Raw genomic sequence first — 14,818 nt, 5'->3', positions numbered from 1 at the left:
GGTAGCCCATGATCGGTCTGCTGCTTACCTTGATCTGCCTGATTCTGCTGGGGCTTTCCGGCTGGCTGTTCTATCACGGCGTGCGCAAGACCGAGCGTGAACGGGTACTCAACCGGCTGGCCGAGGGGCAACCCGATCTGCGCCCGCAACGCAGTTCATGGACCGGCCTGGAGCGCGCATTCGCCCGCGCCGGCCTGGGCCAGCCCAGTGAGCGCCTGGGCCTGTGGCTGGCGATGTGGGCAGTACTCATATTGCTGGGCTACCTGCTGGGGGACTGGCTCGGGCTGCTGGGTTGCATCTGCGGCCCACCGCTGCTGTTGCGGCTGTATATCGCCTGGCTGTACCAGCGCCGGCTCAAGCGCATGATCGAGCAACTGCCCCCCTTGCTGGATCACAGCGTGCGCAGCCTGAAGTCCGGGCGCACCCTGGCAGACGCCGTGCTGGGAGCCATCGAGGCCAGCAACGATCCACTGAAACAAGCCATGGGGCGTATCCAGCGCAACGTGCAGCTGGGGGTCAACCTGCCGGACGCAGTCAGTGATTTTGCCGAGTTCTACGAACAGGACGAGTTACGCATGTTCGCCCTGGGCCTCAAGGTCAATCACCGTTACGGCGGCAACGCCAGCGAGCTACTGGAAAACCTGATCAAGCTGATTCGCGAGCGAGAGCAAGGGGCTCGGCAACTGAGTGCGATGACCGGGGAAACCCGCATGACCGCCTGGGTCTTGGGGCTCCTGCCAATGATTCTGGTGAGTTACTTCATGCTCACCAACCCCGGCTACATGCTCGGCATGTGGCACGACCCTGCCGGGCAACAGATGCTGATTATTGCCGTGTGCCTGCAGATCTTCGGCTGCCTGGCGCTGTGGCGTATGTTGAGGAGTATCTGAAATGCTTCTGCTGGCCGCTGCGATGTTGTTTTTCGGAGCCTTGCTGCTGCTTGGCAACGGCGTGCTGGAGCAGCGCCGGCGCGAGCGCCAGATTGCCCAGCGACTGCAGGGCAACATGACCCGTGACAACCGCCTGGGCAGTTGGCTGCGACTGCTGGGCGACAGCCGCTTCGGCCAGCGCGCCGTCAGCATGGACAGCGAGACGCAGGTCCTGCTCAACCGCCTGGGCTGGCGTCGGGCCAACCAGCGCTCGCTGTTCGCCGCCTTGCAGATCGCCACGCCGCTGCTGGTGGTGTGCCTGACGATCTTCATCCAGGAAGTGGCCTATCCCCAGGCCGAGAACAAATGGCTGGTGCCCATGCTGGCCGCCGGTGCCGGCTATCTGCTGCCCAAGCGCGCCCTGGCCTACGCCGCCAAGCGCCGGCAGAAACTCATCGCCATGGAGATCTCCACCTTCATTCCCTTGCTGCGCATTCTGTTCGAGTCGGGCATGGCCGTGGAACAGGCCTTGCGGGTTCTGGGCAACGAAGCCCAGAAGCTGCTGCCGGAACTGACCCACGAGCTGCGCCTGATCCTGGCGCGGGTCGATTCGGGCCTGGAGTTGGGCCAGGAACTCAGCCAGACCGCAACCCTGCTGGCAGTAGACGAATTCACCGACACCTGCGTGATTCTCCAGCAACTGATACTGCAAGGTGGCGGCGCGATGAAATCCCTGCAGGCCCTCAAGCAGTTGCTCGACGACCGGCGCCTGACCCGCCTGCAGGAATACATCTCGAAAATGTCGGCCAAAATGTCGGTGGTGATGATGCTGTTTCTCTTCCCCGCCTTGTTGATCGTACTGGCCGGGCCGGGCTTCACCGCCATCGCCCGGGCCTTTGCTTCCTAGAGGGAATCTGATGAAAGCCATGATTGTCGCTGCCAGCTTGTTGCTGCTCGGCGGATGCGCCAGCAACGGCCAGGTGTCGTGGGCGACCCTGACCAACACCACCAGTTGCGCCAAGCTCAGCTCCGAGCAAGAGTTGGCGGTCAATCTCGCCGATGAGATGGCCAACGACGGCAAGCTGTACGCCAGCCTGGCCAACCTGCAGAACCTGCCGGACAACCTCGCCGAAGTGCGGGTACGCAAGGCCCGGGTCTACCGTCTGCTGGGCCGTAGTGAGGCCGAGCCGCTGTACCGCAGCCTGCTGGGTTCATGCCTGGCCGCCGAGGGCGAGCATGGCCTGGGCCAGTTGGCGGCGGCACGGGGAGATAACGGCCAGGCCCAGGCTCACCTGCAACGGGCGGCGCATCTGGCACCGACCAATGAAAAAATCCGCAACGACCTGGGGGTCGTCTACCTCAACCAGTTGCGCATCGAAGAGGCGCGCTTCGAATTCCTCACGGCCATCGAGCTCAAGCAGTCCGAGCCGTTGGCGGCCATCAACCTGGTGACCCTGTTGCTCTATCAGGACAACTGGAAGCAAGCCGCAGAAGTGGTCAGCCAGGCCAACCTCAATCCCCAGCAATTTGCCCAGGCCCAGGCCCGCTCCGAGGAGCTCGGGAAACCCGCGGCCACCACCGCCTCCGTGACCCAGGTGGCCAAGGGGTCCACCACCCTGCAGCCTGAGGCCACGCCGACCAAGGAGCGCTGAAATGAAACTGCCCATGCTCTGCTGTACCGTTCTGCTGACGCTGCCCCTGGCCGCACTGGCCATCGACGCAGGCCCCGCCTCGCCCCAGCAGCAGGAGACCGAAGGCTGGCTGCTGTTGCAAAGTCGCAATCTGGCGGCCTCGCCGCAGCCACAGACGGCGACCCCCACGGAACGTGAACTGGCGCTGCAACGCTGGTTGAAAAAATACCACTACGAAATTCCGGACCTGTACGACCCGGATGCCGGTGGCAAGGTGGAAACCAAATAGTCAGGAGGGAATCAAGCGGCGGTGAATCCATCACCGCCGCCATGCACAGCTCGCGATCAGTGGGCAGTGACCCGCTGGCGCAACCCCGAATTGCTCGGTGACAAGGCCAGGGCCAACTGTGTGCGGTTGTGCATGTGGGTCAGCCGCAGGACCTGGGAAACGTAGAGTTTGACGGTGTTTTCGGTGATCCCCAGTTCGCAGGCAATCTGGTAGTTGGTCTGCCCCTTGCCCACCAGTCGCGCCACGTCCAGTTGTCGTGGCGACAGCTGGTTGAAGATTGCCGGCATCTCGATGGAATCCGCGTCGGCGCTGTCGCCCTGCGACTCCTCGCTGCGACTGGCGGCGGGTGTACGCCGGACCTTGTCCAGGTCCTGGTACAGATCGTCGATGGACTCCGAAAGAAACTGCAGCTTCTGGTTCAGATGCCCCAGGTGCAGGTTCTTCTGCCGCTCCTGCAAGGCGATTTCCTGACGCTGCAGGCCTTCGAGGAGTTCGTCCAGGTCGATGGGTTTCTGATAGTAGTCGGCAATGCCGGCGCGCAGGGCCTTGATCACGTCCTGTTTGTCCGCCTGCCCGGTGAGCATGATGGCTTCGAACACCCGATGCTTGCCGGCCAGGCGCTGCAGCTCCTGCACCAGCTGGATACCGTCCATATCGGGCATGTGCAGATCGCAGAGCACCAGGGAGATTTCCGCGTCCTTGTTGAAGCAATCCACAGCCTGGCGGCTGGACTCGCAAGGAACACAACGGTAACCACTGCTTTCAAGAAACTCGCAAAGTTCTTCGACAATCAGTGGCTGATCATCGACCACGAGCACTTTCATCTGAGAGGTGAGCTTGTTCACGTGCTACTCCGTGCGGGCCAATCGTCGACGGGCCACTCCTGTCCTGCCCCGCATGATCCGGGCAGCTACAACTTAAAACCTAGACCCACTTTCCGACTATGTACATAGCATTAATCCGTCCGGCGACTAGTGGATCACGCTCACAGTTAAGACCATTCCAGCCAGTACAAAGGGGGCAAATGGGTATTTTTTTGACAAGCCTGTGCCGGACACTCGCCCTTGGGGCTCAAGTCCTTGTTTCTGCTGCAGCCAGAACCTGGGGACAATCAGCAACCACACCAGGCTACAGAGCCCGGCGCCAATAAAGGCCCCCAGCAGATGCTCAGGGTCGGAGAGCAGCCCCAGGGCCGCCATCAACTTGACGTCCCCCGCCCCCATCCGGCCCATGGCATACCCGGGCAGGGTGAACAGCAGAGCCAGCAACAATGCCCAGCCGCCCTGTGCGGCACTGGCACCCAGCCAGGTACTGCCGGTCCACAACAGGTAGAAGGCGGCCAGCAGTGCCGCGCCCAGAGTCAAGGTGTTGGCGATATGCCGCTGATGCAGATCCTGCAGCGCACAGATTGCCAACCAGATCCACAAAACCCAGAAATGCATCGGCTTGAACGTTCCTTTTGCCGGATTGATCCTATGCTCAATGGACATAGTGGTTGTCAGGGTAGACGCACTCATGAAACCGGGCCTCCCTAGAAAGCAGAAAGGTGCTGTGGCGATCGAGTTCGCTGCGGTGTTCGTGATCTTCTTCGCGGTGTTTTACGGCCTGGTCAGCTACAGCCTGCCGCTGCTGATGATGCAATCCTTCAACCAGGCGACCGCCGAAGCGGTGCGTCGGGCCGTGGCGGTCGACCCCAATACTGCCAACTACGCCACTACGGTGCAGAACCTGGCCAACACCGTGGTGCAGACCCAGACCAGCTGGATTCCGCCGGCCTTCAACTTCGCCGCTACCGACTACAGCGCTGTATACGCCAACGGCGTGCTCACCGTGCGGGTCGACTACCCCACCCAGAAACTCACCCAGGTGCTACCAAGCCTGGTATTGCCGGTGGTCGGCCCGGTGCCCAACCTGCCCACCACCCTGACCGCTATCTCGAGTGTGCAGTTTTGACCTCTGGGGACAAGCTTCTCGGGCGCTTGCTGGGTCGCCAGCCACTTCCCGCCGACGAGCCCCAGGTAACGCCCCAGGCTGTCGGCCTGCAACTGATACTGGACCAGCAGGGCAGAGTCCTCAGCAGTAGCGGGCCGTTGCGCCATGGGCTGGCCCAATTGCCCCCCTCCGCCGAGCCACCACATCTGCTGGACTACATCCTGCCCGACAGCACCCTGGCCCTCGAAGGCCGTCCCGCCGATTGGAGTGGACAGGTGCTGGACCTGGACCTGCGCGGGCTGGGTGGCAAGACCTTGCACCTGCGCGGCTGGCTCCAGCCCTGGGGTTCGCAATGGTCGCTGCATCTGCTGGACATCGGCGACCTGATTCAACAACGCCAGCAGGCCCTGAGCCATGAGCAATGCCGGATCTTCGCCGCGCAGATCAGCGAACAGATCCGCCTGTGCAACCTGACCCGTCTGTCGGACGTACTGCACGACCAGCTCGCCGACCTGGCCCGCTACTGGCACATCCCCTGCCTAGGCCTGGCCTTGCTCGACGAACAGGAGCAAAGCTGGGTCATCCACAGCTGCTACAGCGCCCATGACGCGCCCCGGCTTTGGCATAACGACCAAGAGCTGGGCACCGGCCTGGACAGCCTGAGCGGCAACACACCGCTGCATCTGAATCATATCCAGGGCCTGAATGAACACCCGCGGCTGCAGGGTATCTTCGGTCATCGCGAAGGTTTCCTGGTGCCCTACCGGGACGACCATGGTGTTGCCGCCTGGCTCCTGTGCGGCTGTTACACCGTGCAGCAATATGCGCCCAACCTGCTGGATCGCGACTGGCTGATGCTCACCGCGGCCCTGGCCGGACCACTGCTCAGCCGCCTGCGGGAACATCGTCATCATCTGCACCTGGAACGCCTGGAAGCCCTGCAAGGACTGCTGGGCGCCGGCTGGTGGGAGCTCTGCGCCGACACGGCGCAGGTGCTGCTGGCCAGCCAACTGGCCGCCAGCCTGCAACTGCCCGCCCCCAGCAACAGACTCAGCGTCCAGGACTGGCTGGAACTGATTCACCCCGCCGACCGCGCCGAACTCAGCAGCCGCCTGCAGGCCCTGAAACTGGGCAAGCCGCTGCTGCTCTGCGTACGCCTGCATGAAGCTGACCCGAGCGCGCCACCGCGCTGGTACCGCTTGCAGGGCCAGGCCCTGGGACGCGGGGAACAGCAACGGCTGGTGGGGTTCATGCTGGATATCAGCGACATCAAGAACCAACAGCAACAAGCCGCCGCGGCCCATGCCCGCCTGGATAACCTGATCGCCAGCTCGCCGGCGGTGATCTATGTCCAGCGCTACCAGGAAGGCGCCCTGCAACCGAGTTTTTTCAGCGCCAGCCTGCAACCCCTGCTGGGCTGGACCCTGGAAGACTGCCGCGAAGCAACCCTGGCGGAGTGGGTCCACCCCGAGGACCGCGACCTGTACTTCCAGCGCTGCCGCCAACTGCTGCGCGAAGGCAATGTCCACGCCCGCTACCGACTCCGGGATCGCCAGGGAAACTTCCACTGGGTCCTGGACGAAGCCCGGCTGCTGCGCGATGACCTGGGCCTGCCGGTGGAAGCCGTTGGCCTGTGGCTGGACGTCACCGAAGCCACCCTGGCCGCCGAACAGGTGCGCCAGAGCGAGGAGCGCTACCGGATTCTGGTGGAAGACTCGCCGGCGATGATCTGCCGCTACCGCCCGGACCTGACCCTGACCTTCGGCAACCGGCCGCTGGCAGCCTACCTGGAGTGCGCCGCCGAGGATCTGCCGGGGAGCAATCTGGGACAGTGGCTGTCCGCCGAACAGCGCGAGGGGTTCGAACGGCGGCTCAAGTTGCTGAGCCCGGAGTTTCCGGTCAGCACCGCAGAGATCAACCTGCAACTGCCAGGACGTGAACACGCCTGGTGGGTCTGGTCGGATCGCGGGGTATTCGATGACCAGGGGCAGTTGCTGGAAATCCAGGCCGTGGGCCGTGACAACACCGAGGTGCGGCGCTCCCAGCAGCAACTGACGCAAAGCGCGAAAATGGCCACCCTGGGGGAAATGGCCACCGGCCTGGCCCATGAAATCAACCAGCCGCTCAACGTGATGCGCATGGCCATCGTCAATGTGCTAAAGCGCCTGAGCAATGGCGATATCCAGGTCGACTACCTCACCGACAAACTCAATCGCATCGACGCTCAGGTCCAGCGGGCCGCCCGAGTGGTGGATCACATGCGGGTATTCGGCCGACGTTCGGAGGTGGAGCAACAGCCCTTCAATCCAGCCAATGCCATCGAGGGTACCCTGTCACTGCTGGCCGAAGGCATACGCGGCAAGGGACTGGAACTGCGTATCAGCGAGCTGGGTTTCGAGGTCCAGGTGCTGGGCTTTGTCGACCAGTTGGAACAGGTGCTGATCAACCTTTTGGTGAATGCCCGGGACGCCCTGCTGGGCAAGCTGGGCCAGCAGAAGGATTTCAAACCCTGGATTGCCATACACGGCCAGCGTGACGAACAGTGGGTGCGCCTGTGGGTCGAGGACAACGCCGGTGGCATCGACCCGCGGCTGCTGGAGCGAATCTTCGAGCCCTTCTTCACCACTAAGCCGGTGGGCGTCGGCACCGGGCTCGGTCTGTCGGTGAGCTACGGCATAATCCAGAACATGGGCGGTCGCCTGAGTGTCAGCAACGGTCAGGACGGCGCACGTTTTTGCATCGAGCTGCCGATCGCCCAGGCGGATCAGATCACCAGATAGGCCCTGCCCGTCTGCCCACAGGTGAGGTTGGCGCCTACTTCCACATCCATCAGGTTGATCCCCAGCGCCGTCAGCAAGTTGTTCAACAGCGGATCGAGCAGGGGGCTCAGCAGGTTGCTGATCAACGGCATGATCAGGCTGGTGACACCGTTGATCACTCCTCCCGCTACTGCCACCACCGAGCCAAGGAGGTTGGCGCTGACCGGCTGGTAAACCTGCAGGCTGATCCCGGCAATAGTGCCCGACAGGCTGTTGACGAGGTTGTTGGTCGGGGCGGCGTTCTGGTAGGTCGGCGCCTGGTTGACATTGCGCGGTACGGAAAAATCCGGCGCACCGCTTGAGTAGATCAGATCCCGCCCCACGTTCGGTCCGGTCTGGCTGAGCCCCAGCGAACTATCGACCTTGATGCCGATGCCCCCTGCGGCGAAGGCCGTGCGCGCCGGCCCGCAACTGCCGATCCCCAGAATCTTGTGACAGGTCCAGATACCCAGGTCGATGATCGGCAGCGGCGTCACCACAGGTTCCGTCGAGGAAGAGAACGCGGTGTTGGGATCAATCTGCCCCACCTTGATGTCGGCCAGGGACGACTCGCTGTGCGCCGTGAGGCTTTTGGTTCCGGTGTTGCCCGTCGGACAGCTGTAGTTGGTGACGTAGGCCTTGGCGCCCCCCAGCTCCAGGTTGATATCGATTCGCGGAGAAGGCAGCACTTGCGGGTCCACTTGCTGGCACCCGGCGCCCAGCAGGCAGCCCAAGGAGTTGATGGTATCGGCCAGATTCAGGCTCAGGACACTGTTGAGGGTCGGAGTCAGCGAGCCCACCAGCCCCAGCAAGGCGTTGGCCAGGCCGGTCACCCCGGACAGGCCTGTGAGGTTGACCGAAATCAGCGTCCGTACCTGAGCTGTGCGCACGTAGATGCGATTGGCCCCCAACGGATCGAGGATGGCCAGCCGAGGGTCACCGACAGCGGAGAACTGAGGCGGCTCAATGACCTTGATCCGGACCGTCACACTGGCCAGGCCCAGCAGGTTGGCCGGTATCACCGCTGCCACTGCGCTCTTGCTGTTGGCCAGTTGAATCATCGCTTGCAGCAGTTGGAAGAGCTGCAAGTTGGCATCCAGCGCGGTGGATGCAGCACCGGTCTGCAGTTTCAGGATGTCCCCCAGTTTCAACTGCGGTATCTGGGCACTCACCGCTACTTGTAGAGCCCCCAGGGCCGCCAGTATGTCGGCGGTCGCGCCATTGGCCTGGACCACGGTGGCGGCGGTCTGGATCAGCCGGGTCAGGCTGGCCTGGGTGTTGAGCAACTGGGTGTAGTTGCCGGCGGCGACGCCCAGGTCGATCGCCAGTTGATCGAGGTAGCGCAGTAAATTGATATCGCTGTTGAGCAGGCCATTCCAGCCCACAGCACTGATGTTCACACTGCCGCCGAGCATGTTGCCCACCACGGCATTGAGTATCGGTGAGTTGGTGCTGTTGACGGTGCCTATGGTGCTGCGAATGCTCAGTTGCGCCAGCGGTGGCGTCGGCGCAGCAGCCACGGCCGTGGCGCTGAGCTGAGTGGTGAGGTTGATCGGGCCTGGCGAGAACAGCGCCCCCACCCCCGACGCCACGCTGATGGGTACGGTGTTGGTGGCAATCACCCGCACGGCCGCCGACTGCGCTGGGTTGGCATTGAAGGTACGCAAGCTGTTGGCTGCGGTGGTCAGGGAGCCACAGGTGGTGGTGAGGGTACTGCCGGTGGCGATGACGAAACCATTGCGCACTGCACTCTGCCCGGCATAGGTGGCGGCAGTCAGGCCGGCCTGGCAATTGCCGCCACGGCTGACGGCTTCCAGCGCCGCGTTGTCCGCGACCCGTTGCAACTTGCGCTGCTCCATGTAGAGCCGACCGCTGTCCACCACCAGCAACATGAGCAACAGCGCCAGACCCAGGGTCGCCGCCGCCATCAGGCCAATGGCCCCGCGTTGTCGAGCCGGGCCGGAAAACCGCTTCAGGGGAGACATCGGGGCACTCCTTTACCGGCTCGCAGCCGAGCGCTACCTCCAAGAATATGAGGCAGTGTAGACAACGCTTGAGGGGCATGCTGGCAGGGTGATAGCCCGGCTGACTGGCGGTGAGCGGGGTCATCGGGAGCCCCTCATGCGGCGTTCCCGATGAGCCTCGCAAAAACTCAGGAGCAGCTTCAGTGCGGCGGATAGTTCTGCAGGATACGCATCACCGTGGTACGCACCGCTGCACTGCGTTCGGCGGGATTGGGCGAACTGCTGAGCATCTGTTCATCACTGCCACGCCAAACCAGCTTGCCGTCCTTGCCGTCCAGAAAATCGATCTGGATGGTCGCCACTTTATAGGTGATGTTACGGGTCTCGTTGTACATCGGGCCGCCCCAGTAGCCATTCCATGGGCCACCCCAGCCTCCACCATAGTTGGTGGTGACCTGCTGCTGGCGGTCCTCGACGATCAGATACGCCTGGACATTCAGATCAGCCCGATTCCCGCCCTGGGCCGGGCGCAGGCCACGCTGGTCCAACTGCTCGGCCACCGCCTGACGGATGCGCTGCTCGGTCAGGTCACTCTTGATGCGCGGGTCGTCGGGGCGATATTGCAGGGCGGGTTCTTTCCAGCTCCAGCTGCGGTAGGCGCCAAAGTCCCGGCTGGCGTCAAAGTCATGATTGACCTGGTCGGCGGCGCAGGCACTGAGCAAGGCGGCACACACCAGTAACGCGATTCGATGGAACATGCTGTTTCTCCGCGTGAAGACAAAAAACGGGCGCCGTTCAACTAACTGGGAGGATAGGCGGCCATGGCCTTTTGCACCGCCTCGCGCAGCGAATCGGCACGTTCACTCAGGCTGCCCCTGCTGCTGGTCTCGGCGCTGGCACTCCATACCGGCTGGCCGCTGGCGCCGTCGAACAGATTGACCCGGACCACCACGACCTCCACCTCGTAGGTGCGCACCACCGGCACGCTGCCGTACATGCCGTAGCCCGGTCCGTAGCGGTTGTAACCGCCGTAGCCGCCATAACCATAGTCGTCCTGGACCTGGCGCAGGCGCTTCTCAAGGTGCAGGTCGGCGCTGACCCATAGGTCCGCCGGCCGCGAGTCATGCACGGGGCGCAAACCCTGCTGATCCAGGGCATTGCTGACCGCCTCGGCGATCTGCGCCGAGTCGGCCCAGGCCGAGCCGTTGGGCAGGCGCCCATTGAGCCAGGCCCAGTTGCGGTAGCGTCCATAGTCCCGTTGCGGCGCAGGATAGGCGCTGCGGTCGAAGGTGTTGGCCGCTTGCGGCGGCGCCGGTGGCAGCGGGTTGCTACTGGCGACGTAGGGGTTGCTGCCCTGACAGGCGGCAAGCCCGGAACACAGGAAGATCAGACCCAGGCGGCGTTTCATTGCGCACTCCGTTAGACCGGCCGGCACAGCCAATGCAGATAACGCCCAAGGCCGGCAAAGCTTGGGTGTCGGCGGTGAGCCAGCTCCATCTCCAGCAGATCCGTCAGCTCGGCGCGAGCCTGGAATTCCACCGGCATGTAATCGTGGAAAACCCGCACTCCGCTCTGGGTTTCGACTCGCCACAAGCCCTCAAGTTGCGCCGCCAGCTCACGAGGATCAAGCGGTTGTTGCGGGGTCAGGCTCTGCTTCTCACCGGCCATGTCGTTCTTGCGCAGCTTGCGGAAGTGGCCCTTGAGCAGATTGCGATAAACCAGGGCATCGCGGTTATAGAACGCCAGGGACAGCCAGCCGTCGGCGCTGGTCAGTTGGTGCAGTACCGGCAGGATCGCGTGGGGTTCGGCCAGCCATTCCAGCACCGCATGACAGAGCACCAGGTCATAGGGTTCGGTGAGCTGCCCCAGCAATTCCTGCCAGGGTGCCTGGATGAAGGTCGCCTGCTGCCCGGCGTCGGCAAAGCGCTGGCGAGCCCCCTCAAGCATGGGCGCCGCAGGCTCGGCCAGGGTCACCTGGTGCCCACGCTGGGCCAGCCACAGGGACATGTGCCCCAAGCCGGCGCCGATATCCAACACCCGCAACGGCCGCTCGGGCAGGCTTTCCTTGAGGTCGGCCTGGAGCACCGCGAGGCGGATCGCCCCCTTGGCGCCGCCATAGATCTTCTCGGCGAAACGGGTCGCCAACTGGTCGAAATGCCGATCGCTCATGAGCAGAACCGCCGTTCGCTGTCCGCCAGCTTGCTGCGCACCACCTGGTCCATGTCCAGCCCCAGCTCGCTGCACAGCAACAGCAGATAGAGGACGATATCGCCCACCTCCTGTCCGGCGTGAGCCAGCTTGTCCGCGGGCAATTGCCGCGACTGGTCCTCGGTCAGCCACTGGAAGATTTCCACCAGCTCCGCCATCTCGACACTGGCAGCCATGGCCAGGTTCTTCGGGCTGTGAAATTGCTGCCAGTCGTTACGGTCACGAATGGCGTGCAGGCGTTGGGTCAGTTGCTCTAGGTTCATCGGGGTCTCCTGAAGGCGTATAGCTTCCGGGGGTTGGGCGTGGGACGCAAGAGCGCTTTCACCGGCAAGCCGGCTCCTACAGAATGTGCAGCCCCTGGCAGCTTCTATGCTTAACAGGGAACTCGCTGCGGGCATTCATGGCCCAAGGTTGAGCTCGGCACCCGCCCCCTCTTTCATCAGGACACACACATGCAGGTAGAAAGCTTCTTCGAGTGGCTTGGCCAGGCCATAGGTTCGGTCATCCGGTTTATCGTCGACCTGCTCAGCGGGTTGTTCAATACCCTGACCCATGCCGGTGGCAACTTCGTCGACGGGCTGTCCCGGGCACTGGGAATGGACACCTCCATCGTCAGCATCATCGGCCTGATCATCGGCCTGATGTTCCTCTACTCGGCGATCCGTGCCTTCATGCGCGCCTCGATCATCCTCGGCATCATCTGGCTGGTGCTCGGCCTCTGGCTGCTGAGCTGGATCATCCACTGATCCGCTGGCGTCAGAACCTGCTCACCCACTCGCAAGCGCCGGTCAGCGATTTGCAACGCGGCATCACCGAAGCGCGGCAGATCCTCAACCGCGACTTAAACCTCGGCGCATCCTGGCGCCGAGGCTACAATGCCGGCTCTCGCAAGGAGCCTGCATGTCCCCCCTGATCACCGATTGGCGTCATCGCCCTACCCATCGTCGCGTCTGGGCCCTGGCCGCGCCGATGATTCTGTCGAATATTTCCGTGCCCCTGGTGGCTCTGGTGGACAGCACGGTGATCGGTCACCTGCCCCACGCCCATCAACTGGGCGCGGTGGCGGTTGGCGCCAGCCTCTACACCTTCCTGGCCTGGGCCATGGGCTTCCTGCGCATGGGGGCCACCGGGTTCGCTGCCCAGGCCGCCGGCCGTGGCGACGGCGCAGCCCTGCGCCAGATCCTGCTCCAGGGGCTGCTGCTGGCGTTGGGCCTGGCACTGGTGCTGGGCGCCATCGGTGTCCCCCTCAGCGGCGCCGCCTTGCATCTGATGCAGCCCTCGGCGGACCTGGACCAGATGACCCGGGCATTCTTCCACACACGCCTGCTGGGCCTGCCCGCGGCCCTGGCCAGCTTCGCCCTGGTGGGCTGGTTTCTCGGCACCCAGAACGCCCGGGCGCCGCTGACCATCCTGCTCAGCACCAACCTGGTGAACATCGCTCTCAACCTGTGGTTCGTCCTGGGCCTGGACTGGGGCGTGGTGGGCTCGGCCCGGGCCTCGGTGATCGCCGAATGGACCGGCGCCCTGATCGGCCTGGCCATGACTCGTCCGGCCCTGCGCGCCTACCCGGGGCAGATCGTCTGGGCCACGCTGCGCCGCTGGCAAAGCTGGCGCCCACTGTTGGCAGTGAACCGTGACATCTTCATCCGCAGCCTGGCCCTGCAATCGGTGTTTTTCCTGATTACCGTACAAGGTGCGCGCCTCGGGGATGCCACGGTGGCAGCCAATGCCCTGCTGCTCAACGGCCTGCTGCTCACCGCCCACGCGCTGGACGGACTGGCCCACGCGGTAGAGGCCCTGTGCGGCCACGCCATCGGCGCCCACGATCGCCAGGCCCTGCGCCGTTCGCTGGTGGTGGCCGGCGGCTGGTCGCTGTTGGCCAGCCTGGGTTTTGCCGTGCTGTTCCTGCTGGGAGGCCACCTGTTCATCGAAATGCAGACCAACATTCCCGAGGTCCGCCAGACCGCCTTCACCTATTTGCCCTACCTTGCCGTGCTGCCCCTGATCGCCGTCTGGAGCTACCTGCTGGACGGTCTGTTCATCGGTGCCACCCGAGCCCGGGAAATGCGCAACGGCATGCTCCTCACCGTGCTCCTGCTGCTACCTTTCGCCTGGGCACTGCAAGGCTTCGGCAACCACGGCCTGTGGCTGACCTTTCTGCTGTTCATGCTCCTGCGCAGCCTGACTCTGGCAGCCTTCGCCTGGCACCTGGAGCGACGCGACGGCTGGTTTGCCGGAACTCACTGAGTCGGCGTCGACTCGACAAAACCACTGACCCGATCCAGTACCGGAGCCAGGCCGCGCAAGGGCCGGGACAAGGCCGCTACCAGAGTGGCGTGGCCCGTGCGGGAGAAGTAGAACTCCTGCACCGGCACGCCTGCCGCTCGCAGCTTGCTGGCCAGACCGCCGGTATTGCGCTGCGGGTTGACCAGGGAGTCTTCGCTGGACGCGATCAACAGTGCCGGTGGCGCGCCCCGGCTGACATGGTTGATGGGCTGCGAGTCCGGCGGCGAGTCGGGGTAGAAAAACACCGGGCGCACCTCGGGGTTGCGGATCGGCAGAAAGTCATAGGGCCCGGCCAGGCCGATCCAGCCCTTGATGATCTGCGGCGTCAGCCCGACTTGCCCCAGCAAGCGCGAGTCCAGGGCGAGCATGGCCACGTTGTAGGCGCCGGAACTGTGCCCCATCAGATACAGCCGCCGCGGGTCGGCGCCAAATTCACCAATATGTTCATGGGTCCAGGCCACGGCGCGGGCCGCGTCTTCGAGAAAGGCCGGGTAGCGCACCTGTGGATACAGCCGGTAGTCCGCCAGGACCACCACCATGCCCCGAGAGGCCAGGGCCTCGCCGACGAAGTCGTAGTCGCTGCGCGAGCCACTGTTCCAACTGCCGCCATAAAAGAACACCACCGGCGCACCGGGAACCACCTGCCGGGGCTGATAGACATCCAGCTTCTGCCGGGGATCGCTGCCGTAGGCAATGTCCCGAGTCTTGATAAAGGTGCTGCCGGGTGTCAGGGAATTGAGCACTTTGAGCGGTGAGCACGCCGCCAGCAGGCTGAGCACCAGGGTGCTGAACAACAGACGCCAGGCGCCCTTGGATGTATTGAGCATCAGCAAGCCTCGTT

Annotated in this window: 16 protein-coding genes; 8 read left to right on the top strand and 8 right to left on the bottom strand. The window is 63.8% G+C overall.

Annotated elements, in window-relative coordinates; translation table 11 throughout:
• Positions 1–8: 8 nt before the first annotated feature.
• The 4 genes from ACSSVC_RS07275 to ACSSVC_RS07260 are packed head-to-tail and all read left to right on the top strand — an operon-like array spanning position 9 to position 2,789.
• A complete protein-coding gene (locus ACSSVC_RS07275; protein WP_346636293.1) occupies positions 9–890 on the top strand; it encodes a type II secretion system F family protein in 882 nt (293 codons plus the stop codon).
• 1 nt (position 891) lies between these two features.
• On the top strand, positions 892–1,776 hold the full coding sequence (locus ACSSVC_RS07270) for a type II secretion system F family protein (protein WP_346636294.1): 885 nt from the start codon (positions 892–894) through the stop codon (positions 1,774–1,776).
• 10 nt (positions 1,777–1,786) lie between these two features.
• Positions 1,787–2,521 (top strand): tetratricopeptide repeat protein, encoded by a 735-nt coding sequence (locus ACSSVC_RS07265; protein WP_492612118.1) that lies wholly within the window; start codon positions 1,787–1,789, stop codon positions 2,519–2,521.
• Position 2,522: 1 nt separating this feature from the next.
• Complete coding sequence (locus ACSSVC_RS07260) at positions 2,523–2,789, top strand: DUF3613 domain-containing protein (RefSeq protein WP_346636296.1); 267 nt, start codon at positions 2,523–2,525, stop codon at positions 2,787–2,789.
• 56 nt (positions 2,790–2,845) lie between these two features.
• Here ACSSVC_RS07260 and ACSSVC_RS07255 read toward each other — a convergent pair whose 3' ends face one another.
• Complete coding sequence (locus ACSSVC_RS07255; RefSeq protein ID WP_346636297.1) at positions 2,846–3,634, bottom strand: response regulator; 789 nt, start codon at positions 3,632–3,634, stop codon at positions 2,846–2,848.
• Between the two features lie 126 nt (positions 3,635–3,760).
• Positions 3,761–4,231, bottom strand: coding sequence for a prepilin peptidase (locus ACSSVC_RS07250; protein WP_346636298.1), 471 nt, complete (start codon positions 4,229–4,231; stop codon positions 3,761–3,763).
• Between the two features lie 73 nt (positions 4,232–4,304).
• Here ACSSVC_RS07250 and ACSSVC_RS07245 point away from each other — a divergent pair, with 73 nt between their 5' ends.
• Together ACSSVC_RS07245 and ACSSVC_RS07240 are read left to right on the top strand one after the other, a co-directional pair.
• Entirely contained in the window at positions 4,305–4,742 is a 438-nt protein-coding gene (locus ACSSVC_RS07245; protein ID WP_346636299.1) for a TadE/TadG family type IV pilus assembly protein, read from the top strand.
• Positions 4,739–7,501: a PAS domain-containing sensor histidine kinase gene (locus ACSSVC_RS07240; protein ID WP_492612117.1), complete on the top strand. Its 2,763-nt coding sequence runs from the start codon at positions 4,739–4,741 to the stop codon at positions 7,499–7,501. Before ACSSVC_RS07245 ends, ACSSVC_RS07240 begins: the two co-directional genes overlap by 4 nt.
• Here ACSSVC_RS07240 and ACSSVC_RS07235 read toward each other — a convergent pair.
• The 5 genes from ACSSVC_RS07235 to ACSSVC_RS07215 all read right to left on the bottom strand — a co-directional run bounded on the left by ACSSVC_RS07235 (position 7,486) and on the right by ACSSVC_RS07215 (position 11,954).
• Entirely contained in the window at positions 7,486–9,504 is a 2,019-nt protein-coding gene (locus ACSSVC_RS07235) for a pilus assembly protein TadG-related protein (RefSeq protein WP_492612116.1), read from the bottom strand. The genes ACSSVC_RS07240 and ACSSVC_RS07235 overlap by 16 nt on opposite strands.
• A 179-nt stretch (positions 9,505–9,683) precedes the next feature.
• Positions 9,684–10,241 carry a DUF4136 domain-containing protein gene (locus ACSSVC_RS07230; protein WP_346636302.1) on the bottom strand — a complete coding sequence of 186 codons (558 nt, stop codon included), beginning with the start codon at positions 10,239–10,241 and terminating at the stop codon, positions 9,684–9,686.
• Positions 10,242–10,282: 41 nt separating this feature from the next.
• On the bottom strand, positions 10,283–10,891 hold the full coding sequence (locus ACSSVC_RS07225) for a DUF4136 domain-containing protein (RefSeq protein ID WP_346636303.1): 609 nt from the start codon (positions 10,889–10,891) through the stop codon (positions 10,283–10,285).
• An 11-nt stretch (positions 10,892–10,902) separates the two neighbouring features.
• Positions 10,903–11,652 (bottom strand): methyltransferase, encoded by a 750-nt coding sequence (locus tag ACSSVC_RS07220; protein WP_123726002.1) that lies wholly within the window; start codon positions 11,650–11,652, stop codon positions 10,903–10,905.
• Complete coding sequence (locus ACSSVC_RS07215) at positions 11,649–11,954, bottom strand: MazG-like family protein (protein ID WP_123726003.1); 306 nt, start codon at positions 11,952–11,954, stop codon at positions 11,649–11,651. The genes ACSSVC_RS07220 and ACSSVC_RS07215 overlap by 4 nt, the downstream gene beginning before the upstream one ends.
• Before the next feature lie 189 nt (positions 11,955–12,143).
• On the opposite strand from ACSSVC_RS07215, the gene ACSSVC_RS07210 reads away from it, so the two are divergent.
• Together ACSSVC_RS07210 and ACSSVC_RS07205 are read left to right on the top strand one after the other, a co-directional pair.
• Entirely contained in the window at positions 12,144–12,437 is a 294-nt protein-coding gene (locus tag ACSSVC_RS07210) for a hypothetical protein (protein ID WP_102863000.1), read from the top strand.
• Positions 12,438–12,591: 154 nt separating this feature from the next.
• Complete coding sequence (locus ACSSVC_RS07205) at positions 12,592–13,938, top strand: MATE family efflux transporter (RefSeq protein ID WP_346636304.1); 1,347 nt, start codon at positions 12,592–12,594, stop codon at positions 13,936–13,938.
• On the opposite strand, the gene ACSSVC_RS07200 is transcribed toward ACSSVC_RS07205, so the two are convergent.
• Entirely contained in the window at positions 13,932–14,804 is an 873-nt protein-coding gene (locus ACSSVC_RS07200) for an alpha/beta hydrolase (protein ID WP_492612115.1), read from the bottom strand. The two genes, ACSSVC_RS07205 and ACSSVC_RS07200, sit on opposite strands and share 7 nt — an antisense overlap.
• Positions 14,805–14,818 lie beyond the last annotated feature (14 nt).

Source organism: Pseudomonas sp. E1BtOHC1, from assembly GCF_058744285.1.
This window is presented reverse-complemented; position numbering and strand designations above follow the sequence as displayed.

Bases quoted from the DNA above. Each gene is read 5' to 3' on its own strand.
- ACSSVC_RS07275 (WP_346636293.1), top strand. From the start codon at position 9: ATGATCGGTCTGCTGCTTACCTTGATCTGCCTGATTCTGCTGGGGCTT.
- ACSSVC_RS07270 (WP_346636294.1), top strand. From the start codon at position 892: ATGCTTCTGCTGGCCGCTGCGATGTTGTTTTTCGGAGCCTTGCTGCTG.
- ACSSVC_RS07265 (WP_492612118.1), top strand. From the start codon at position 1,787: ATGAAAGCCATGATTGTCGCTGCCAGCTTGTTGCTGCTCGGCGGATGC.
- ACSSVC_RS07260 (WP_346636296.1), top strand. From the start codon at position 2,523: ATGAAACTGCCCATGCTCTGCTGTACCGTTCTGCTGACGCTGCCCCTG.
- ACSSVC_RS07250 (WP_346636298.1), bottom strand. From the start codon at position 4,231: ATGCATTTCTGGGTTTTGTGGATCTGGTTGGCAATCTGTGCGCTGCAG.
- ACSSVC_RS07245 (WP_346636299.1), top strand. From the start codon at position 4,305: ATGAAACCGGGCCTCCCTAGAAAGCAGAAAGGTGCTGTGGCGATCGAG.
- ACSSVC_RS07235 (WP_492612116.1), bottom strand. From the start codon at position 9,504: ATGTCTCCCCTGAAGCGGTTTTCCGGCCCGGCTCGACAACGCGGGGCC.
- ACSSVC_RS07230 (WP_346636302.1), bottom strand. From the start codon at position 10,241: ATGTTCCATCGAATCGCGTTACTGGTGTGTGCCGCCTTGCTCAGTGCC.
- ACSSVC_RS07225 (WP_346636303.1), bottom strand. From the start codon at position 10,891: ATGAAACGCCGCCTGGGTCTGATCTTCCTGTGTTCCGGGCTTGCCGCC.
- ACSSVC_RS07220 (WP_123726002.1), bottom strand. From the start codon at position 11,652: ATGAGCGATCGGCATTTCGACCAGTTGGCGACCCGTTTCGCCGAGAAG.
- ACSSVC_RS07215 (WP_123726003.1), bottom strand. From the start codon at position 11,954: ATGAACCTAGAGCAACTGACCCAACGCCTGCACGCCATTCGTGACCGT.
- ACSSVC_RS07210 (WP_102863000.1), top strand. From the start codon at position 12,144: ATGCAGGTAGAAAGCTTCTTCGAGTGGCTTGGCCAGGCCATAGGTTCG.
- ACSSVC_RS07205 (WP_346636304.1), top strand. From the start codon at position 12,592: ATGTCCCCCCTGATCACCGATTGGCGTCATCGCCCTACCCATCGTCGC.
- ACSSVC_RS07200 (WP_492612115.1), bottom strand. From the start codon at position 14,804: ATGCTCAATACATCCAAGGGCGCCTGGCGTCTGTTGTTCAGCACCCTG.